Origin of the sequence: Streptomyces sp. NPDC001544, from assembly GCF_042894285.1 — a bacterium.
Taxonomy (GTDB): Bacteria; Actinomycetota; Actinomycetes; order Streptomycetales; family Streptomycetaceae; genus Streptomyces.
Map to the genome: position 1 here is coordinate 23,123 of NZ_JBIAVN010000016.1, position 20,756 is coordinate 43,878.

The 20,756-nt window shown below is 72.9% G+C and carries 18 protein-coding genes and 1 tRNA gene; 12 read left to right on the forward strand and 7 right to left on the reverse strand.

Annotation, left to right across the window (positions count from 1 at the left end; translation table 11 throughout):
- Positions 1–319 precede the first annotated feature (319 nt).
- Entirely contained in the window at positions 320–1,639 is a 1,320-nt protein-coding gene (locus tag ACFY0F_RS30800) for an ABC transporter substrate-binding protein (RefSeq protein ID WP_388801441.1), read from the reverse strand.
- A 592-nt stretch (positions 1,640–2,231) separates the two neighbouring features.
- Here ACFY0F_RS30800 and ACFY0F_RS30805 point away from each other — a divergent pair.
- On the forward strand, positions 2,232–3,656 hold the full coding sequence (locus ACFY0F_RS30805) for a GH1 family beta-glucosidase (protein WP_388801444.1): 1,425 nt from the start codon (positions 2,232–2,234) through the stop codon (positions 3,654–3,656).
- Between the two features lie 84 nt (positions 3,657–3,740).
- Here ACFY0F_RS30805 and ACFY0F_RS30810 read toward each other — a convergent pair whose 3' ends face one another.
- The 3 genes from ACFY0F_RS30810 to ACFY0F_RS30820 all read right to left on the reverse strand — a co-directional run bounded on the left by ACFY0F_RS30810 (position 3,741) and on the right by ACFY0F_RS30820 (position 7,455).
- Positions 3,741–5,183 carry a cellulose binding domain-containing protein gene (locus ACFY0F_RS30810; RefSeq protein ID WP_388801446.1) on the reverse strand — a complete coding sequence of 481 codons (1,443 nt, stop codon included), beginning with the start codon at positions 5,181–5,183 and terminating at the stop codon, positions 3,741–3,743.
- A gap of 107 nt (positions 5,184–5,290) precedes the next feature.
- Entirely contained in the window at positions 5,291–6,751 is a 1,461-nt protein-coding gene (locus ACFY0F_RS30815) for a sensor histidine kinase (RefSeq protein ID WP_388801449.1), read from the reverse strand.
- Positions 6,748–7,455, reverse strand: coding sequence for a response regulator transcription factor (locus ACFY0F_RS30820; protein WP_388801452.1), 708 nt, complete (start codon positions 7,453–7,455; stop codon positions 6,748–6,750). Before ACFY0F_RS30820 ends, ACFY0F_RS30815 begins: the two co-directional genes overlap by 4 nt.
- Before the next feature lie 98 nt (positions 7,456–7,553).
- On the opposite strand from ACFY0F_RS30820, the gene ACFY0F_RS30825 reads away from it, so the two are divergent.
- From ACFY0F_RS30825 to ACFY0F_RS30835, 3 genes are all read left to right on the forward strand, one after another.
- Positions 7,554–8,042: a hypothetical protein gene (locus tag ACFY0F_RS30825; protein WP_388801455.1), complete on the forward strand. Its 489-nt coding sequence runs from the start codon at positions 7,554–7,556 to the stop codon at positions 8,040–8,042.
- Between the two features lie 90 nt (positions 8,043–8,132).
- Positions 8,133–9,665, forward strand: a complete 1,533-nt coding sequence (locus ACFY0F_RS30830) for an MFS transporter (protein ID WP_388801458.1) — start codon at positions 8,133–8,135, stop codon at positions 9,663–9,665.
- Positions 9,662–10,270 (forward strand): TetR family transcriptional regulator, encoded by a 609-nt coding sequence (locus tag ACFY0F_RS30835; protein ID WP_388801461.1) that lies wholly within the window; start codon positions 9,662–9,664, stop codon positions 10,268–10,270. Before ACFY0F_RS30830 ends, ACFY0F_RS30835 begins: the two co-directional genes overlap by 4 nt.
- Positions 10,271–10,287: 17 nt before the next feature.
- On the opposite strand, the gene ACFY0F_RS30840 is transcribed toward ACFY0F_RS30835, so the two are convergent.
- The gene (locus ACFY0F_RS30840; protein ID WP_388801464.1) at positions 10,288–11,160 is read right to left on the reverse strand and encodes a spermidine synthase; all 873 of its coding nucleotides are present in this window, start codon (positions 11,158–11,160) and stop codon (positions 10,288–10,290) included.
- A 36-nt stretch (positions 11,161–11,196) separates the two neighbouring features.
- Complete coding sequence (locus ACFY0F_RS30845; RefSeq protein ID WP_388801467.1) at positions 11,197–11,601, reverse strand: hypothetical protein; 405 nt, start codon at positions 11,599–11,601, stop codon at positions 11,197–11,199.
- 242 nt (positions 11,602–11,843) lie between these two features.
- On the opposite strand from ACFY0F_RS30845, the gene ACFY0F_RS30850 reads away from it, so the two are divergent.
- Positions 11,844–13,295, forward strand: a complete 1,452-nt coding sequence (locus ACFY0F_RS30850; protein WP_388801471.1) for a hypothetical protein — start codon at positions 11,844–11,846, stop codon at positions 13,293–13,295.
- 21 nt (positions 13,296–13,316) lie between these two features.
- Here ACFY0F_RS30850 and ACFY0F_RS30855 read toward each other — a convergent pair whose 3' ends face one another.
- A complete protein-coding gene (locus tag ACFY0F_RS30855; protein ID WP_388801474.1) occupies positions 13,317–13,913 on the reverse strand; it encodes a histidine phosphatase family protein in 597 nt (198 codons plus the stop codon).
- Between the two features lie 211 nt (positions 13,914–14,124).
- On the opposite strand from ACFY0F_RS30855, the gene ACFY0F_RS30860 reads away from it, so the two are divergent.
- The 7 genes from ACFY0F_RS30860 (at position 14,125) to ACFY0F_RS30890 (ending at position 20,733) form a co-directional block, all read left to right on the forward strand.
- Positions 14,125–15,078: a phosphatase PAP2 family protein gene (locus ACFY0F_RS30860; RefSeq protein ID WP_388801477.1), complete on the forward strand. Its 954-nt coding sequence runs from the start codon at positions 14,125–14,127 to the stop codon at positions 15,076–15,078.
- Positions 14,975–16,159 carry a hypothetical protein gene (locus tag ACFY0F_RS30865; protein ID WP_388801480.1) on the forward strand — a complete coding sequence of 395 codons (1,185 nt, stop codon included), beginning with the start codon at positions 14,975–14,977 and terminating at the stop codon, positions 16,157–16,159. The genes ACFY0F_RS30860 and ACFY0F_RS30865 overlap by 104 nt, the downstream gene beginning before the upstream one ends.
- The gene (locus ACFY0F_RS30870) at positions 16,150–17,754 is read left to right on the forward strand and encodes a hypothetical protein (protein WP_388801483.1); all 1,605 of its coding nucleotides are present in this window, start codon (positions 16,150–16,152) and stop codon (positions 17,752–17,754) included. Before ACFY0F_RS30865 ends, ACFY0F_RS30870 begins: the two co-directional genes overlap by 10 nt.
- Positions 17,751–19,091, forward strand: coding sequence for an AAA domain-containing protein (locus tag ACFY0F_RS30875; protein ID WP_388801485.1), 1,341 nt, complete (start codon positions 17,751–17,753; stop codon positions 19,089–19,091). The genes ACFY0F_RS30870 and ACFY0F_RS30875 overlap by 4 nt, the downstream gene beginning before the upstream one ends.
- Positions 19,092–19,616: 525 nt before the next feature.
- Positions 19,617–19,988: a hypothetical protein gene (locus tag ACFY0F_RS30880; protein WP_388801488.1), complete on the forward strand. Its 372-nt coding sequence runs from the start codon at positions 19,617–19,619 to the stop codon at positions 19,986–19,988.
- A gap of 120 nt (positions 19,989–20,108) precedes the next feature.
- Positions 20,109–20,669, forward strand: a complete 561-nt coding sequence (locus tag ACFY0F_RS30885; protein ID WP_388801491.1) for a hypothetical protein — start codon at positions 20,109–20,111, stop codon at positions 20,667–20,669.
- Positions 20,660–20,733 (forward strand) — tRNA-Lys (locus ACFY0F_RS30890). Before ACFY0F_RS30885 ends, ACFY0F_RS30890 begins: the two co-directional genes overlap by 10 nt.
- Positions 20,734–20,756: the final 23 nt, after the last annotated feature.

Sequence of the window (20,756 nt, forward strand, 5' to 3'; positions counted from 1 at the left end):
GGAGCGGTGGCGAGCGGTCCGCGGAACGGGCTCGGCCACCGGCCCGGGGACGCGGTGGTGCGGCGACCGGTGAGTTGCTCCCGGACGCCGCGGAGCCGGCCGGCGTTCGACGACCGGGCCGGTGCGGACGGCCCCGCGCCTCGGCCGGGAGGCCGCGCCAGGGGGTGTTCTGCGACCCCGGCATGATCCAGAAGACACCCCCTGGGGCCCGCACGCCGCAGTGCGGTGGGGGGGGGCCCGGGGGGCGCCCCCCCCCCCCGGCCCCCCCCCCCCCCGGGGGGGGGGGGGGCGGCCGGGGGGCCCCCCCCCACCGCGGGGGTCAGCCGATCACCTTGTCGATCGCGTCGGTCGCCGCCTTCCACGCGTCAGCGGGCTTGGTGCCCCGCTGCTCCATGTTGTTGATCTGCGTGGAGATGGTGTCCTTGATCGTGGCGTCCTTCGCACCGAGCACCGCCTCGGGGATGGCCGCGGCCTCCTCGGCGTAGATCTGCCCGATCGGGGCGTTGTTGAAGTAGGGGAGCTTCGCGTCCTTCACACCGGGGAGCTCGTAGGCGCCCTTGTTGGACGGGAAGACACCGATCGCCTTGAACACGGCGGCCTGCTGCTCGGGGGCGGTGAGCCACTTGACCAGGTCGGAGGCTTCCTTGACGTGCTTGCCGCTCTTGGGCACGGCCAGGAACGAGCCACCCCAGGCGGCCGCGGTCGAACCCGGAGCACGGGCGATGTCCCACTTGCCCTTGTAGGCGTCACCGGAGTTGACGGAGATCTGACCGGCCATCCAGGCCGGGCACACCACGGTGGCGACGCTGCCCTTGCGCAGCGCGGCCGTCCAGCTGTCCTGGAACTCGGCCAGGCCCTGGGTCAGCTTCTTCGACGCGGCCTCGGCGGCCAGGTTCCAGCCCTGCTGCACGGCGGGGCTGTCCTTGTAGATGGGCTTGCCGTCGGCGTCGTAGTACTGCTTCGCGGAGGAGCTGACGACCGCGTTGTACATGGCGCTCGCGGAGTCCATGAAGTAGGTGCCGGAGGGGGCCTTCTTCTTGTACTGCTCACCGAGCTTGAGGTAGTCCTCCCAGCCGCCCTTGACCGCCTTGGCGACGGCATCGCGGTCGGTCGGCAGGCCCGCCTTCTGGAAGAGGTCCCTGCGGTAGCACAGCGACATCGGTCCGATGTCCGTGCCGGCGCCTATGACCGTGCCGTCCTTGGCGGTCGCCTGCTTCTCCTTCCAGGAGACCCAGTCGCTCACGTTGATCGTCTTGCTCAGGTCGGTGAACTTCGCCGCCTGGGTGTCGACGACCTCCTTGATACGGCCGACTTCGATGCCGGTGACGTCCGCCAGGCCACTGCCCGTGTTCAGCTGCTGAAGGAGCTTCGGGTAGTAGTCCTGCTCGCTGGTGGTGGTGTCTTCCTTCACCGTGATCTTCGGGTGCAGCTTGTGGTACTGGGCGAACAGCCCGGCTTCCTTGTAACCGAACTGGCCGAAGTCGGCCACCGTGAGAGTGATGTTCCCGTTGGCATCCGTGGTGCTCGAGTCGCTGTCGTCGCTGCAGCCGGTCAGCAGCAGGGCAGAGGCCGTCAGGACCGAGGTGGTCAGGGCCGCTGCTCTGCGGCCGCGACCGCCGCCGGTACGGGTGATGCGCATTCCACTACTCCTTGTTCCAGTGGGAACGGGATCTCAGGAATCGGACCGCCGGATTTCGGCAGCCCCGACCTGCCCTCTCGGTTCGGGCGGCGGCCAGCCCGCAGCACTCGGCGTGCGGTGAGAAAACCTGCTGGTCAACGATGTGCGATGCGAGACAGAGGGAAGGGCCGTTGGTGGTGCGGTCCACACGGGAGGCACCCCCCGGTTGACCGTGGGACCGCTCCCACGCGGCTTGCCGGAAGACTCGTTCCTGCCGGGCCAGGTGTCAAGACTTGAAATCGGCGTTGTTGCGCAAGCGTGTTCCGTACGTCACGGGAATGTGTCGCACCGCCGGGGACCTCAGGGCGGGCGCAATACGATTTCGTCACTGCGTTCCCGCAGCTCAGCCCCATGATGACCATCACAGCGGGGCGTCCGAACGGCCCGTCGGGGCCACATCGGGGTCTCCCGGACCGGAATCGAGGCCTCCAGCCACCGAACGCCGAGAGATGAACGGTGAGTTGGAGCGGACAGCGATCCCGGGGCCGCTACACCTTTTGCCATGGGAGCGCTCCCATGCATAATGGGGCCCCCGACTCATGGGAGCGCTTCCATGCCCGAGACGTCCGTGACTTTCCCTCCCGGCTTCCTCTGGGGCGCCGCGACCTCCGCGTACCAGATCGAAGGGGCGGTACGGGAGGACGGCCGCACACCCTCGATCTGGGACACCTTCAGTCACACGCCGGGCAAGACGCTCGGCGGCGACACCGGTGACATCGCCGTCGACCACTACCACCGCTACCGCGAGGACGTCGCGCTGATGGCGGAGCTGGGCCTGAAGGCGTACCGGTTCTCCGTCTCCTGGTCGCGGGTGCAGCCCACCGGCCGGGGCCCCGCCGTCCAGGTGGGCCTGGACTTCTACCGCCGCCTGGTGGACGAGCTGCTCGCGCACGGCATCAAGCCGGCGATCACCCTCTACCACTGGGACCTGCCGCAGGAGCTGGAGGACGCCGGCGGCTGGCCGGAGCGGGACACCGCGTACCGCTTCGCCGAGTACGCGCAGATCGTCGGCGAGGCGCTCGGCGACCGGGTGGAGCAGTGGATCACCCTCAACGAGCCCTGGTGCAGCGCCTTCCTCGGGTACGGCTCGGGAGTGCACGCCCCCGGCCGTACGGACCATGCGGCGGCGCTGCGCGCGGCGCACCACCTGAACCTGGCGCACGGCCTGGGCGCCTTGGCCCTGCGCTCGGTGATGCCGGCCCGCAACGCGGTCGCGGTGAGCCTGAACTCCTCGGTCGTCCGCCCGCTCTCCCAGGACCCGGCGGACCTGGTGGCCGGCCGACGCATCGACGACCTGGCCAACGGCGTCTTCCACAGCCCGATGCTGCACGGGGCGTATCCGGAGAGCCTGCTGGAGGCGACGTCGTCGCTCACCGACTGGTCCCACGTCCAGGACGGCGACCTGACCACCGCCAACCAGCCGCTGGACGCGCTGGGGCTGAACTACTACACGCCGACACTGGTCTCGTCGGCGGCATCCGAGCTTCGCGGCCCGCGCGCCGACGGACACGGCACGAGCGACCACTCCCCCTGGCCGTGCGCGGACGACGTGGCCTTCCACCAGACCCCCGGCGACCGCACCGAGATGGGCTGGACGATCGACCCGACCGGCCTGCACGAGCTGATCATGCGCTACACCCGGGAGGCCCCCGGCCTTCCGCTGTACGTCACGGAGAACGGCGCGGCGTACAACGACAAGGTGGACGACGACGGCCGCGTCCACGACCCCGAGCGCATCGCCTACCTCCACGGCCACCTCTCGGCGGTCCACCGGGCCATCGAGGACGGCGCGGACGTACGCGGCTACTACCTGTGGTCCCTGATGGACAACTTCGAGTGGGCCTACGGCTACGGCAAGCGCTTCGGCGCGGTGTACGTCGACTACGCCACCCTCGCCCGCACCCCGAAGTCGAGCGCCCACTGGTACGCCAAGGCGGCCCGCACAGGCACGCTCCCACCGGCGGCACCGGGGGCCTGAGAACCCGGGGCGCGGCACTTTGAGGGGGGTGCCGCGCCCCGGACGGGCGGCCCCACGGCAACCACCCAACCCCGGGTCCGCGACTCAGCCGAAGTTCCCGAAGGCCTTCGAGAAGGCGAACGCGTCCTGGGTGATCGAGCTGCACGTGGCGTCGGCGGTGGGCTTGGTACCGCCCGTGCACTGCTTGTCGCGGGTGGCCGACCACATCGACAGCCCGCCGAGGCCCTTGGACTTGGCGAAGTTCACCAGCTGGGTGGCGTCGTCGGTCCTGAAGACCTCGGAGGAGACGTCGTTGACGCCGATCATCGGGGTGACCGCGACCGTTTTCCAGGCGGCGGAGTCGGACAGGGCGAGGACGCTCTTGACCTGGGCCTGTGTGGCCGTGGCCGCCTGTTCGGCGTAGGTGCCCATGTCGCCGCTGTACGCGGGGCCGTAGTCCATGGCCATGATGTTGACGGTGCCGATCTTCACGCCGTTCGACTTGGCGTCGGAGAGGAGGTTGACGCCGTCCTGGGTCAGGCCCTCGGGCATCACCGGGAGGGTGAAGGAGACGTCCAGGTTCGGGTGCTGGGCCTGGAGCTTGGCGATGGCCTGCGCGCGGCGGGTGTTCGCGGCCGTGTCGGGCAGGGCGCCGCCCTCGACGTCGAAGTCGACCTTGGTGAGCTTGAACTGGTCCACTGCCTTGCCGTACGCCGCGGCCAGCGCGTCCGCCGAGGAGCAGGTCGTCGCCAGTTCGGAGCCGGACGCGCCGCCGAAGGAGACGCGGACGTCGCCGCCCTTGGCGCGCAGGGAGCCGATCTGCGCGGCCACGCCGTCGCTCGCCAGGTCCGTCACACCGCCCCACTTGGGCGTGCAGCCGCCGCCGTCCGTGACGAAGGCGAGGTTGTAGTTCTGCACGCCGGTGGCGTCGGCGCTCGCCAGGAGGTCGAAGGCGGGGTAGAGGGAGGTGTCGACGTAGGGCGCGAAGCCGGCGGCGGTCGTCGTTCCGCTGCCGGTGCTGTTCGTGGGGGACGGGGAGGCGGTGGTGGAAGCGGTGGCCGTCGGGGTCGCCGTCGCCGTCGGTGACTGCGTCGGGCGGCCGCTCGGCTCCGGGGTCGCGGTGTCGTCGGCGGAACACGCCGCGCCGTCGATGCGGCAACCGGTCGGGTTTCCGGTGCCGTTCGCCACGAAGCCGATGGTGACGGACTTGCCCGGCGCGAGGCCGTCGGTGTCCCACTTCGCGGGCTTCACCGTGACGTGCTGCCCGCTGACGTTCGACTCACCGTTCCAGAGGGAGCTGAGCCTGGTGCCCGACGGGAGGTCGAACTCCAGCAACCAGGTCTTCTCCGTCTGGCCGCTGTCGTTGGTGACGACGTACTGCGCGGTGTAACCCGTCGACCAGTCGCTGGTCCTGGTGTACGCGGCGCCGATGCCGGCCGCCTGCGCGACGCCGGTGAACAGCACCGCGCCGCCACCGGCGACCGCCGCGGCGACGACAGCGCCTATCGCCTTGTTCCTGCCACTGATCCTGCGCCGGTGCGTGCTCATGCGTGTGCCTGCCTTTGCTGTTCACGGTGAGGTGCGGCAGCACGCTAGCGATGCGGAACCGGGTAAAAGGGTTGATAGGGACGGCGGTTGGGGATCTTAGGGTGCGCTTAAGGGAGGGATCGGAGCCGGTTAAAGGTAGAGACCAATTTCGGGAGCAATTTCGGGACCCATGTTCGTTCTCGGCGCCGGCGCACGGCTCCGCTCCGGCGGCCGTGCCCACCGCGCAACGGCTCCCGCCGGTCCGCCAACTGGATCCAGACGCGCACCTCCGTACCGCCCAGCACCGACGAGCCGATCCGTACGTCGCCGCCGGTCGACTCGGCGAGCCGGCGCACGATGTCCAGGCCGAGGCCGGTCGAGCCGTCGGTGCCCGAGCCCCGGCCGCGCGCCATGGCCGCCTCGGGGTCGGGTATGCCAGGGCCCGCGTCGGAGACCAGGACGATCACCGCGTCCTCGCCGTCGTGCACGTCGACCGCGAAGGCCGTGCCCTCGGCGGTGTGCCGGAAGACGTTGCCGAGCAGGGCGTCGAGCGCGGCGGCCAGGTCGGCGCGGGCCACCGGTGTGCGCATCGGCCGGTCCGCCCCGGCCACCCGCCACTTGCGGCCCTCGTCCTCGGCGAGCGCGGACCAGAACTCCATCCGCTCCCGGACGACTTCGGCCGCGTCGCATCCGGCGCCCGGCCCGGCGGCCGCGGTCTGGGGCTTGGCCTCGCGGGCGGTGCGGATGATGGTGTCGACCTCACGCTCGAGCTGCGCGACGGCGGCCCGGGTCTGTTCGGCGGCGGGCCCCTCACCGAGCGAGGCCGCGTTGAGCCGGAGCACGGTCAGGGGGGTGCGCAGGCGGTGCGAGAGGTCGGCGGCCAGCTCACGCTCGTTCGCCAGGAGTTGTACGACCTGGTCGGCCATGGAGTTGAACGCGACCGCCGCCAGCCGTAGTTCGTTCGGGCCTTCCTCCGGCACCCGTGCGCCCAGTCTGCCCTCCCCCAGCTCTTGCGCGCCCTCGACCAGCCGCCGCGCGGGGCGGACCATCCGCACGCCGAGCCGGTCGGCGACGGCCACGGAGCCCACGATCAGCGCGATGCCGACGGCGGCCAGCACCGCCCAGGCCGTGCCGACGCCGTTGCTCATCTCGGACTCGGGGACGTACACCTCGACCACCGCGATCGCGCCGGAGCTCAGCGCGACCGGCTGGAGCAGGGTGGAGCCGCCCGCCACCTCGGTCGTGGAGGCCCGGCCCAGCTTCCGTACGGTCGCGATGTCCCGGTCGGCCGCGCGCTGCCGGCCGATGTCGACGGCCGCCCGGCCGTCGCCACCGGATCCGTCCGCGGCGGAGGCCGGTATGTGCACCGCCAGGTCGGTGTCCGAGCCCGCCGAGGCGACCACGCGTTCGAGTTTGTCGCGGTCGGTGGTGATGGACAGCGCGGGCGCGATCGCGGCCGCCACCCGCTCGGCGCCCGAGAAGGCGCGGTCGCGGGCCATCTCCTTGACGACCAGTCCGAGCGGGACCGCGAAGGCGACCACGACCATGGCGGTGACCGCGAGACAGACCTTCACCAGTGCCCATCTCATCGCACCGGCTCCGCTTCCCCGGGCGGTTCGAGTTTCACGCCGACGCCGCGCAGGGTGTGCAGATAGCGCGGCCGGGCCGCCGTCTCCCCCAGCTTGCGCCGCAGCCAGGAGAGGTGGACGTCGATGGTCTGGTCGTCGCCGTACGACTGCTGCCACACCTCGGCGAGCAGTTCCCGGCGCGGGACGACGACCCCGGGGCGGCCCGCCAGGAAGGCGAGCAGATCGAACTCGCGGCGGGTGAGGTCGAGACGGGCCCCGTCCAACTCGGCCTGACGGCGCAGCGAATCGACGCTCAGACCGCCGACGCGCAGGACACTCGACGGCGATGCCTCCCCGGCGGAGGCCCGCGAGCGCCTCAGTACGGCGGCGATCCGCGCGGAGAGGTGCTCGACGGAGAAGGGCTTGGTCAGGTAGTCGTCCGCACCGGCGTTCAGCAGCCGGACGATCTCCGTCTCGTCGTCCCGCGCGGTGGCGATGATGACGGGCACGTCCGTGATGCCGCGCAGCATCTTCAGCGCCTCGGACCCGTCCAGATCGGGCAGTCCGAGGTCCAGGATGACGACGTCGAAGCGGAAATGGGCGACCTCGCGCAGCGCCTCCAGTGCCGTACCGACACTGCGTACGGAGTGCGAGGCGTCGGTGAGGTGCCGGATGAGCGCCGAGCGTACGAACTGGTCGTCCTCGACCACGAGCACACTTGCCATGCGCGGCACCGTACGCCATGTCGAACAGCCGGGTGCGGGCCTGTGGACAACTCCGGGCATGTGCAACTCACGCTCACCCTGGGGCAGTATGGCCCGCCATGCGCAGAGGACTCGTACACGTACTGGCGTGGATGCTCGCCACCGGCGCGGCGACCACGCTGTCGTGGTGGGGCGTGCACTCGGTGCTGACGGGCACCGCGTACGACCCGCCGCGCGCCCTGCCGATCATGGCGTCGGACACACAGCGTTCCCGACCACCGGAGCCCTCGCCGTCCCGGGCGGCACACAGGACACCCTCGGTGTCCAGCACCCCTACGCCCTCGCGGACCGTGGCGACCGCCTCCGCCCCGGCCCCGTCACCGCCCCCCTCCGGTGAGGTCAGGAGCTATGACACCGACGGCGGCCGGGCGGTCTTCGACCTGGGGAGAGCGGACGCGACGCTGGTCTCGGCGACGCCGCGAACGGGTTGGTCGATGCAGGTGTGGAAGACGGAGTCGTGGATCCGGGTGGAGTTCGCCTCGGGCGCGAACCGGTTGACGGTGTTCTGCACCTGGCACGACGGCCCCCCGCATGTGGAGGTCTACTGAGCGATCGAAGTGAAAGACAACTAGATATTGACAGTGGACTCTCATTTGACTGTAACCTCTCATCAGGTTCCTTCGCATCGGGAGGTCTACATGTCCGCATCCCCTCGCCGCTGGCTCGCTCTCGCCGCGCTCACCCTGAGCGTGCTGATCGTCGGCCTCGACGGCACCGTCATCAACGTCGCACTGCCCACCATCGCGGGCGAACTGCACGCCGACAGCGCTCAGTTGCAGTGGATCGGCGGCGGTTACCTGCTGTCCCTGTCCGTGGCGATGCTCCCGGTCGGCCTGCTCGGCGACCGGTACGGGCACAAGCGCCTGCTGCTGTCCGGCATCACGCTCTTCGGCCTGGCCTCGTTAGGCGGCGCGCTCGCCCACTCGCCGTCGGCGGTCATCGCCGCCCGGGCCGTCCTCGGTCTCGGCGCCGCCGCGATCATGCCGCTGTCCATGGCGATCCTGCCCCGCGTCTTCGCCAAGGAGGAGCTGCCCAAGGCCATCGCCGTGTGGACCGCGGCCACCGCGCTCGGCATGCCGGTCGGCCCCGTGGTCGGCGGCTGGCTGCTCGACCACTTCTGGTGGGGCTCGGTGTTCCTGTTCAACGCGCCGGTCGCCGCACTCGCCGTCCTCGCGGGCGCCTGGCTGCTGCCCCGTGACACGGCCGTCCGCACCTCCGCGCCGTTCGACACCCTCGGCGGCGTCCTGGGCGGTCTGGGCATCACGGTGCTGGTCTACGGCACGATCCTGATCCCCCGTGACGGCTGGACCTCACCCTCGGCCCTCGTCCCGCTCGCCGCGGCGGCCGTCCTGCTGGCCGCCTTCGTACTGCGCGAGCGCCGGTACGCCCATCCGATCGTCGACCTGAGCCTGTTCGCCGACCGCCGCTTCCTGTGGGGCACGCTGATCGCGGTCTTCGTCAACTTCGCGGTGATGGGCATCCTGTTCATCCTCCCGCAGTATCTGCAGTCCGTGCTCGGCAACGACGCCTTCGGCACCGGCCTGCGCGTCCTGCCCCTGATCGGCGGCCTGATGGTGGCGGCCGCCGCGAGCGAACCCCTGGTCCCGCGGCTGGGCGCGCGGACGGTCGTACCGACGGGCCTGCTGGTGCTCGGCGCCGGCGTGCTGCTCGGCTCGACCACCGGCGTCTCGGACGGCTACGGCTTCACCGCGCTGTGGCTGGGACTGACCGGCCTCGGCTTCGGGCTCGCCGTGGTGCCGGCCACCAGCCTCGTGATGGCCGCGCTGCCCGAGGACAACACCGGGTCCGGCACCAGCCTGCTGGAGACCGTCCAGCAGCTCGGCTCGGTCCTCGGCGTGGCCGGGCTGGGCAGCCTGCTCAGCTACGGCTACCTCGCCCGCCTGCACACCGGCGCCCTGCCGAAGCCCACGGCCGACGCGGCCCGCGACTCCGTCTCCGGCGCCGACGCGGTGGCCGCACGCCTGCACGACACCGGCCTGGCGGTCCACGCGCACGAGGCGTTCATCCACGGTATGAACCTGGTCCTGACCGCCTGCGGCGCGATCGCCCTGCTGGGTGCCGTCCTCGCGGCGGTCTTCCTGCCCGGCACCGCCCCCTGCTCCCGGACGGTGGCCCGCTCCGCCGTCCAGCCCGCAGAATCGGTGGCATGACGATGCACGAGACCCCCGCCGCCCCCCTCGGCCTGCGCGAGCGCAAGAAGCAGCAGACCCGCGAGCGCATCCGCCGGGAGGCCTACCGCCTCTTCGCCGAGCACGGGTACGAGGCCACCACGGTCGACCAGATCGCGGAGGCGGCGGAGGTCTCCCCCAGCACCTTCTTCCGGTACTTCCCCACCAAGGAGGACGTGGTCCTCCAGGACGAGTACGACCCGGCCCTCGCCGCCGCACTGCGCTCCCGCCCCGCCGACGAGCCCATCGTCGAGGCGGTGCTGGGCTCCCTGAAGGGCCCCGTCGGGGAGATGATCCAGCAGGACCGCGACGACCTTCTGCTGCGGACCCGGATCTCCTTCACCGACCCGGCCATCCGCGCCCGCACCGTCGCCGAACAGGAGCGCAGCGAGCGGGCCATCGCCGAGGTCATCGCCGAGCGCGCCGGGCGCGACGCGTCCGACCTGGAGGTCAGGTGCGCGGCGGCGGCGATCATCGCCGTCTTCACCACGCTCGTACGGCACTGGGTGGAGGGCGACGGCCGGGAGGACCTGGCGGTGCTGTACGAGCGCCATCTGCCGTTGCTGTCACGGGGCTTGGACTTCTGACCGATCACCATCGACCGTCATCGGTGGAAGACCGAGGGCGGCGGGGCCGGTGAGGCCACCGCCGCCCCGTCCGTGACCGGTACGGCCCCTCCGGTGAAGGCGAGGAGCGCGGGGCCGTGCTCGACCCGCCCGGGGTGCGGGTCGGAGGCGGCGCGGCGGGTCAGTTCGGCGACCGGGAGCGGACGGTCGGCGGCGACCAGGACCGCGTTGCCGAACCGCTTGCCGCGCAGCACGGCCGGGTCGGCGACCAGCGCGAGTTCGGGAAAGCGGGCGGCGGCGGTGGCGATCTGGCCCCGCAGATGGGCCAGCGGCGGACCGTCGGCGAGGTTGGCGGCGTAGATCCCACCGGGGGTCAGGACCCTGCGGACCTCGTCGAGGAACTCGGTGGAGGTGAGGTGGGCGGGGGTCCGGGCGCCGCTGAACACGTCGGCGACGACCAGGTCGGCCCAGCCGTCCGGCACCTTGGCCAGGCCCTCACGGGCGTCCGTCGACCGCACCCGGATCCGGGCGCCGGGGTCCAACGGCAGCTCGCGCCGGACCAGTTCGACGAGTTTCGCGTCCCGCTCGACGACCTGCTGGGTGGAGCGGGGGCGGGTGGCGGCCACATAGCGGGCCAGGGTGAACGCGCCGCCGCCGAGATGCACGGCGCGCACCGGCCGGCCGGGCGCTGCGACGAGGTCGACGACGTGCCCGAAGCGCCGCTGGTACTCGAAGGAGAGGTACGCCGGGTCGTCGAGGTCGACGTGCGACTGCGGGGCCCCGTCGATCAGCAGGGTCCAGGCCCGCCGTCGGTCCCGGTCGGGTATCAGCTGGGCGAGACCGCCGTCGACGCCCTCGACGACCGCCTCGGCGCCGGCCTGCCTGCGCCGGGGGTTCCTGGACTTGCCCATGGGGCCATTTTCGCAGGGCCCGCCGAGTGGTACCGCTCAGCGGCAGTCGTCCGCCGCCCTCAGCAGCCGTGCCGCCTCCCCGAGAGCCCGTCTGAGGACCGCGGGGTCCGTGGCGGGGTCGGCCTCCCCCGGTGGCACCAGCCAGTCCGAGCCCTCGACCGAGGGTTGCGGGGGAAAACTCAGACCGCGCCCGTCGGTCTCCGTACAGGTGCTGCCCGGTACGTCCCACGCGGCCGCGGTGCCCGGCGGAACCAGGAAGCCGAGCGTGTCGCACCCGTTGTCGAGCAGTACGGGCCCCACCCCGTCCCCGGCCGCACCCCGCCGCAGGATGTCGACCGTCTCCAGACCCTGCCGGGTCGGCACGGTCACCACATCGCACGCGATCGGCGACGGCGTACAAGGATCGTTGCTCCGGCTGGTTTCCATCCCGGCCTCCACCACGCAGCCCTCTTACAGGTCCGCCCTGTCCAACGCGGCACGGCGTCAACGGCTACGGCACAAGTTGGCCGCAAAGGATGGCACTTCATGGCAGATCGTGTATGAGATATCCGGTTTGTAGCCAAACACAGCGTGTCGGGTCCGACACAGCAGGTACGTTCTTGCCCGCCGGAACCGGGGGCACCACTCGGACAACTCGCACCCGATCCGGCATGGTTCGACGGTTCGCACGAGAGGACCCGGCCATGGCGTCGTCAACCGTGACCTCGTCGCAGCACGAACGGCCCCCACGGCCGAACCTCGCCTTCCGGCAGCTGCGCGGCCGGCATTCACCGGCCGAGTTCGCCGCACTGGTACGGCGGGCCGCCCGTGAGATCGGCGAGCGGGTGAGCTGTGACGCGCGCTACATCGGCCGGGTCGAGGCGGGCGAGATCCGCTGCCCGAACTACGCGTACGAACGGGTGTTCCTGCACATGTTCCCCGGCCGCACGCTCGCCGACCTGGGCTTCGCGCCCCGCTCGTCGGTCCGCGGGCGCGGGGCGCGCCCACCGGGGGAAGCGCTGCTCGCGCGCACACCGCGTCCGGCGTTCGCCACGCGTGAGACGCGGGCGGCGTTGGACCCGTATGACACGCAGGACCCGTACGACACGCACGAGAACGACGAGAACCACGAGGAGAGCGACGTGCTGCGTCGCGCATTCATGACGGGCGGAGGCGCCACGGTGGCCGCCGCCACGCTGGGCCCCCTGGGGTTCACCATCGAGGCCGCGGCGGCGGACCGGCCGGTGCGCCGCGCCGGGTCCTCGGAGGCGGCCGCTCTCGAGGAGGCCGTCCGCCGCATCCGGCTGCTCGACGACCGGCACGGCGCGGACGGGCTCTACCGGCGCGCGGCGGCTCCGCTGCGCGCCGCGTACGAGCTGCTCGACGCCGGCGCGACCCGGCAGACGACCGCCGACCGGCTGCACTCGGGAGCCGGTGAACTCGCCATCTCGGTGGGCTGGCTGGCCCACGACTCCGGCCGCTTCGACGACGCCCGCTCGCACTACGCGGAGGCGCTCGCGACCGCCCGTATGACCGGGGACCCGGCTCTGGAGGCGCACGCGTTCTGCAACACGGCCTTCCTCGCCCGGGACACGGGACGGCCCCGGGAAGCGGTCCGGGCGGCGCAGGCCGCACAGCGGGTGGGGCGGGCGCTGGGATCCGCGCGCCTGATGTCGCTGCTCGCGCTGCGCGAGGCGGGCGGCTGGGCCGGGCTCGCCGACCGCACCGGCTGCGCACAGGCGCTCGCCCGGGCGCAGGCCCTGTACGGGCGGGGCCGCTCGGACGCCGACCCGGAGTGGATGAGCTTCTACGGCGAGGCCGAGCTGGAGGGGCTGGAGGCGCAGTGCTGGTCGACGCTGGGCGACTGGACGCGGGCGGCCCGGCACGCGCGGCGGGCGGCGCAGCTGCAGGATCCCCACTTCACCCGGAACATCGCGCTGTACACGGCCGAGCTCGCGGACGACCTCGCGCGCGGGGGCCGGCCCGACGAGGCGGCGTCGGCCGGGATGCGGGTGCTGGACCTGCTGGACCAGGTGCAGTCGTCGCGGATCCAGACGATGCTCGCGGGGACCGCGCGGGTGCTGCTGCCGCACCGGCGTGCCTCCGGGGTGTCGCAGTTCCTGGACCGGCACGCGACGCTGCCGCGCACGGTGTGACCGTCCCGCGCGCGTGGGAGGTCAACCGGCCAGGTGCCCCTGGTCGTTCCAGCTCTCGATCGCCGGTTCCCCGTACGCCCAGCCGAGGACGGACAGCGACGTCGGGTTGAGGCGGATCCGGGCGGCGAAGTCCAGCGGCAGGCCCAGCCACCGGGCGCCCACGGACCGCAGGATGTGGCCGTGGGCGAACACGAGGACGTCCCGGTCCTCGGCCCGCGCCCAGGACACCACCTCGTCCGCCCGGGCCGTCACCTCGGCGAGTGTCTCCCCCTCGGGGACGCCGTCCCGCCAGATCAGCCAGCCGGGACGGACGGCCTGTATCTCCTCGGGGGTCATGCCCTCGTAGGCGCCGTAGTCCCACTCCATCAACGCGTCCCAGGTGGCCGCACGCTCGCCGAACCCGGCGAGTTCGCACGTCTCACGCGCGCGTGCCAGCGGGCTGGTGCGGACCTCGACGTCGGCCAGGCCGTCGAAGGGCGCGCGGTGGAGGCGTTCACCGAGCAGTTTCGCGCCGCTGCGGCCCTCCTCCAGGAGGGGCACGTCGGTCCTGCCGGTGTGCTTGCCGGACAGCGACCAGGCCGTCTGTCCGTGCCGGGCCAGCAGGATGCGCGGTGCCATGGGGGGACCTTTCCGGGAGATGTCGGGGAGCAGTCGGGGAGAAACCCGATGCGCGGCCCCTCCATCATCGCGCACCCTGTTTGCGGGCAACCCGGCGGGCGATCCCGGCGTCTATCACGGCTGGAGCGCCGCCCTAGCAGGATGCGATACGCCGTAGAGTGGCACGCCCGGCCCAAGGGGCGCCGCAGACCAGAAGGGGGAGGGCGATCGGATGCCGCAGACCGAGACACCGGGAACCGAGGTGTCCCCGCGGACCCGGCTGCGGTGGTGGACGGAAGTTCCGCTGATCCTGCTGGTGTACTGCTGCTACACGGCCGGCCGGCTGATCGCGCGGACCGACGTCTCCGGCGCCGTCGACCACGGCCTGGCGATCCTGCGCTTCGAGAAGGCCCTCCACCTCAACGCCGAGCACCCGCTCAACCGCCTGTTCACCCGCGAGCCGTGGCTCGGCGTCCCGGCCGACTTCTGGTACGCGTCCCTGCACTACGTGGTCACGCCCGCGGTCATGGTGTGGCTGTTCCGCTCCCGCAAGGACATCTACCGCGCGGCCCGCACCTGGCTGTGGACGTCCACGTTCATAGGACTGATCGGCTTCACCCTGCTGCCCACCTGCCCGCCCCGCCTCCTCTCGGCGGGCCACGGCTTCGTGGACACGATGGCCGAGTACAGCTCGTACGGCTGGTGGGGCGCCGAGGCCAGCGCCCCGCGGGGCATGGGCGGCATGACGAACCAGTACGCGGCCATGCCGAGCCTGCACGTGGGCTGGGCGCTGTGGTGCGGGGTGATGCTGTGGCGGTACGGCGGCACCCGCCTCACCAAGGCCGCCGCCGTCGCCTACCCGCTGCTGACCGCGATCGTGGTGATGGGCACCGCCAACCACTACTTCCTGGACGCGGCGGCGGGCGCGGCCGTGATGGGCGCCGGACTGCTGCTGGCCCCGTACGTGACGCGTGGCGTGGACCGGCTGCGGGCACGGCTGGTGCCGGGCACCTCGGTGGTCACGGCGGGCTCGCAGGACACAGAGGCCCCGATTGTCAGTGGCGGATGCCAGACTTCCCCGGGTGAGCGAATTCCACGGCAGCGTAAGCCGCGGCTCGGATCCGGAGCCGAACCGGACGCCGCCCCCAGCGACGCGGGGGACGGCGCTCCGGCAGCGGCTCGCTGAGCTGCGCGGCCCCGACGTACCGGCCAAGGCACTGGACGCCCGCGCCCTCGCGGCGCTCGCCGCGAACCCGGGGTGCAGACGGCGGGCGATCCTGGACGGCGCGGGCGTCGACAAGGCGGCCGTGGCGAGCGCGCTGGGCACCCCGTCCGCCTTCGGGCAGTCGCAGTTCGCCCTGACCCGGGGCAACGCGTTCGAGGCGCGGGTGAAGGCCGACGGCGGCGCGGAGCTGCTGCGCCTGGTGCACGCCAGGCTGGACCCGGGCGCCGAGCCGCCGGGGCAGACCCACGTCCCGGATCTGTCCGCGCCCGGCCCGGCGGGGCGTACGGCGCGTACGGCGCTGGCGCTGCGGGAGGCCGTGGAGGCGGGCGGCTGGACGCTGCTCGACCATCCGATGCTGGCGCTGGAGGTGGCGGGCTCCCCGGCGTTCCTGGAGCCGGACGCGGTGGTGGTGCACCCGGACGGCAGCTGGACGGTCGTGGAGATCAAGTCCTTCCCGATGTTGGACGGTTCCGCGGACCCGGCGAAGGTCGGCGCGGCCGCACGGCAGGCCGCGGTGTACGTGCTGGCGCTCGAGGACGTCGCCGGACGCCTGGAGCCCGCCCCGCGGGTGCGCCACCGCATCCTGCTGGTCTGCCCCCGGGACTTCTCCAACCTGGCCACCGCCTCCGCCGTGGACGTCCGCAAGCAGCGCGCGGTCACCGCCCGTCAGCTGGCCCGGCTCACCCGGATCGAGGACATCGCCGACGACCTTCCCGAGGGCACCTGCTTCGCTCCGGGCCTGCCGGCCGAGGAGTTGGCGGCGGCGGTGGAGTCGGTCCCGGCGACGTACGCGCCCGAGTGCCTGGCCGCCTGCGAGCTGGCCTTCCACTGCCGGGCACGCTCCCGCGCGGCCGGCGCGGTGACCACGCTGGGCCGCCCGGTCCGCGCGGAACTGGGCGGGCTGGCGACGGTGGACGACGTCCTGGCGGCGGCCCGCGGCGAGCTCGGCGACCCGGAGGATCCCGCGGTGGCGGCGCTGCGCAGGGCGGCGGCCCTGCGGGCGGAGGCGCTGTCCGGCCGGGAGGTGGCCGCGTGTCCCTGATCACCACGCTCGCCCGGCTGGAGGCCGTCAGCTCCGGCCGCGCCCGGCCGACCGCGACCGTCCGGCACCGGCATCTCTCCGAGCGGCCGCTGGTGTTCGTGCCGCTCACCACCGCCGGTGAGGCCGGTGCCCCGCTCGGTGCGCTGGTCGGCACCGACCGGGACGCGCCGCGCCTGCTGGTCGTACCGCAGCCGCGCGACCGTGACCTGCGCTTCGCGTTCCTCGCCGAACTCGCCGACATCGTCCTGCCGTACGTCGACTCGTACGCGGACGCCGTCGAGCCCGCCGAGCGCACCGAGACCGACCCGGAGACCGGCAAGCGGGTCAAGGTCGAGGTCGACCTGTGCGCGGACGCCCCGCAGTTGATCGTGCCGAGCCGCGCGGGCGTGGAGTTCGTACGGCTGCTCGGGCGCTCCATGCGGTTCCGGCGCACGGCGGAGCAGGACCCGGAGGCGCCCTATCCGGCGCCGCCCCGGGTGCCGTTGCTCGGGCGGTGGCTGACGCACTTCGGGGAGCGCGCCCGGGTGCCCGGCTCCTCGCTGCTGCTGGCCCTGACGGACGTGCTGTCGCGGCACTGGGCGACCGGGCAGTCCAGCCTGGAGGACCAGCACCTCGGTGCGCTGCTCGCCTGGATCGACCCGCCGGAGGGCGTCACCGGCGCCGAGGAGGCGCTGCGGGCGGAGCTGGCGCGGGACGCCGACGGCCAGTTGCTGTGCCCGCCCGCGGGTCCGGCCACCGACCCGGCGTTCGACAACAAGCTGCTCGCCCCCGCCCTGGAGCGCTACGACCGTGCCCGCACCGCCCTCGCCGCCGCCGAGGACGGCCTGCAGGCGGACGACCGGCTCGGCGCGCTCACCGCGGCCGAGCGGGAGATCCGCGACCTGGTGGAGAGCCGGGTCCGGCCCACCTGGGATGCGGTGTGGCGGGGTGTCGACCTGCTGCGCGAACTGCCCGAGGGGGCGCATGTCGAGGAGCGGTGGACCCGCGACCGGTGGTCGTTCACCGGCCACCGCGACCGGGTGCTCGCCGGGGAGCCGCCGCAGCCGCGCCGCGACGACGCGGTGACGGCGGCCAACAAACTGGCCACGCGCGAGCGGGAACAGGCCCGGCTGGAGGCGCAGGAGGCGCTCGACGACCCGCTCGTGATGGCGGGGCGGAGGCTGGCCGGGGAGGCGTTCACGGGGGAGGTCATGGACGTCGTCATGGCGTACGGCGAGGGCAAGCGGCCCAGCCCGCGCCCGTTGGTGACGCTGCGCACCGAGGACCGGCCGCATCTCGGGGAGCGGGCGAAGGTGTACCGCTCGCTGGGCGGGAAGCCGCAGGCGGCCGAGTTCGTCGGGTCCGCCGGCTCCGAGGGTGAGGGGCTGATCGTCCTGCGGATCGTCGACAAGATGGGCCGCGGCAAGGAGCCCGAGGCCGGGTCGGTGCCGGAGAAGGGCGACCGGATCTGCTTCACCCTGTTCGAGCACGAGCAGCGCGGCGGGGCGAAGCTGCCCGACCCGGAGGAGACGCCGTGGACGCACGGCGGGCCGCCGGGTGAGGCGGTGGCCGTGCCGGAGGCCGCCGATCCCGTCACCGAGGAGGACGTGCTGTGACCACCGAGGCCGTGTTCGACCCCGGGGCCGCGGCCGCGCGGGCCACCGACGCGATCCTGGGCGACACCCTGCACGGCGCCCACCGGGGCGTGGTCGTGGACTCCCCGCCGGGCGCCGGCAAGTCGACCCTCGTCGTCCGCGCGGCGCTGGAACTCGCCGACGCCGGGCGCCCGCTGATGGTGATCGCGCAGACCAACGCCCAGGTCGACGACCTGGTGCTCCGGCTCGCCGAGAAGAACCCCGAACTGCCCGTCGGCCGTCTGCACAGCAGCGACACCGACCCGTACGACAAGGCGCTGGACGACCTGCCGAACGTCCGGAAGTCCGCGAAGGCCGGTGACCTGGCCGGGATCCCGGTGGTCCTGTCCACCGCCGCGAAGTGGGCGCACGTGAAGGTGGACGAGCCGTGGCGGCACGCCATCGTCGACGAGGCGTACCAGATGCGCTCGGACGCGCTGCTCGCCGTGGCCGGGCTGTTCGAACGGGCGCTGTTCGTGGGTGACCCGGGGCAACTGGACCCGTTCGCGATCGTGGGCAGCGAGCAGTGGGCGGGCCTGTCCTACGACCCGTCCGCCTCGGCCGTGACGACGCTGCTCGCGCACAACCCGGAACTGCCGCAGCACCGGCTGCCGGTGTCGTGGCGGCTTCCGGCGTCGGCGGCGCCGCTGGTCTCCGACGCGTTCTACCCGTACACCCCGTTCCGCAGCGGCACGGACCACGGTGACCGCCGTCTGGCCTTCGCCGTCCCGTCGGACGGTTCGGGCCCCGACCGGGTGATCGACGAGGCGGCGGTCTCGGGCTGGGGGCTGCTGGAGCTGCCCGCGCGGCACACGCCGAGGACGGATCCCGAGGCGGTACGGGCGGTGGCCACGGTGGTCCGGCGGCTGCTGGACCGGGGCGGCGCGGCGACCTCGGAGCGCTCGCCGGACCCGGCCCCGCTCACCGCCGACCGGATCGCGGTCGGCACCGCCCACCGTGACCAGGCGGCGGCGGTACGGGCGGCGCTGGCCGAGCTGGGCGTGGCCGACGTGACCGTGGACACGGCGAACCGGCTGCAGGGCCGGGAGTTCGACGTCACGGTCGTCCTGCATCCGCTGTCCGGCCGCCCCGACGCCACCGCCTTCCATCTGGAGACGGGCCGCCTGTGCGTGCTCGCCTCCCGGCACCGTCAGGCGTGCATCGTGGTGTGCCGGGCGGGAGTGGGCGAGCTGCTGGACGACTACCCGTCGACCGAGCCGGTCCAGCTCGGAACGGTGGTGAAGTTCCCGGACGGCTGGGAGGCGAACCATGCGGTGCTGGCACACCTGTCCGAGCACCGGGTGACCTGGCGCCCCTGACCGCCTCTCCGGCAACCGACCCACAGGCGTCAGCCTGCCGCCACCCGACCGCCGGACGGAGTCCGGCACGCCGCCGGAGACGGCCGATGGACACAGCCCGGACGGCTGGGAGGCGCACCACGCGGTGCTGGCACACCTGTCCGAGCACCGGGTGACCTGGCGCCCTTGACCGCCTCTCTGGCAACCGGCCACAGGCGTCAGCCTGCCGCCACCCGACCGCCGGACGGAGTCCGGCACGCCGCCGGAGACGGCCGATGGACACAGCCCGGACGGCTGGGAGGCGAACCATGCGGTGCTGGCACACCTGTCCGAGCACCGGGTGACCTGGGGCGCCTGACCGCCCTCCGGCAACCGGCCCACAGCCGACCTCCGGGTGACCGCGGGCCCGGCGGGTCGCGTGGAACACCGGATGGCCCGGTCGTGTTGCCTCAACGTTCGGCGCCGTCTTGCGCGGAGGCGGGACAATGGAGGGTGGCCCACCCGGAGGGCGGCGCCCCATTCGAACCGTACGAGGAGGACAAGGACATGGCGGAGCCCACGCCGCGTCGGAACGAACCGCGGCTACGCCCCGCGCCACTGCTCTTCGAGCCCGCCGAGGCGGTCGACGACCCGGAGCACTTCTTCGACCTGGAGTCGATCGAGGATCCGCGGGCGCTGCTGGCGCGGGCGACGGAGCTGACGCAGGCGTTCCGGGCGGCGACCGACCGGGCGGTGGAGTTCCAGGCCATCGCGGCGGCCCAGCTCGCCGATCCCCGGCGGTTCGACCGGCTGACGCCGGCGGACATCGCCGAGCGGGCGGAGTGGACCGAGGACTACGCCAAGAAGATGGTGGAGTTCGGGCGCGACCTGATGCGGGGCACCGTCGCCGAGGGACGGGGGTCCACAGACCCCTTGTGACCACCCCGGGTCTCCCCCGGCATATGCCAGGCGGGCAAGATACCCCTTCCCGCCCCCTCGTGCAGCCGTTTCCCGCAACTCAGGGGAACGGGCCGCTCACCGACGGTAGAGGTAGTCGGTATGAGCAGCGCACGGGACGACTTCGCCAGGACCGCCGGGGTCACCGGCGTCACCCCCGACGGCGCCGAATGGCTGGCCGGCGCGGGGGCGTATCCGCGGAGCGGCTCGGCGACGGCGGTGCTGTCGTGCGGGCATGCCTTCGACGTGGTGAGCGCACCGGCGATCTTCGGACGGCGGATGCTGGACCGGCTCTGGCACGACGGGCCGGGCTCCGGTCCGGTGGCGGCGTTCCGGGGCCGGGTGCTGCTGTTCACCGCGCCCGGTACGGCGCAGCGGCTGCCCTCCCTGCTGGCCTGGGAGGAGTGGGGCTGGGCCATTCCGCCCCTGCTCTGCCACGGCAGAGGGGACGCCGTGACCGTCCCGGCGCTCACCAACGGTGACGGCCCCGCCCCGGGCGGTGCGCGGTGGCTGGTGGCCCCCGACTCCCGGAATCCGTGGCTGCCCGGCCCGGAGGTGGCGGTGTGGGCGGCCGTCCGGGCGGCCCGCGCGGCGGTGCGGATATCGATTTTTCCTCCCGCCGAACAGGATGCTAAGGTCTACGACGTCAGCAGGCGCCGCTAGCTCAGTTGGTTAGAGCAGCTGACTCTTAATCAGCGGGTCCGGGGTTCGAGTCCCTGGCGGCGCACCGACACCAGAGGGTCACGTTCT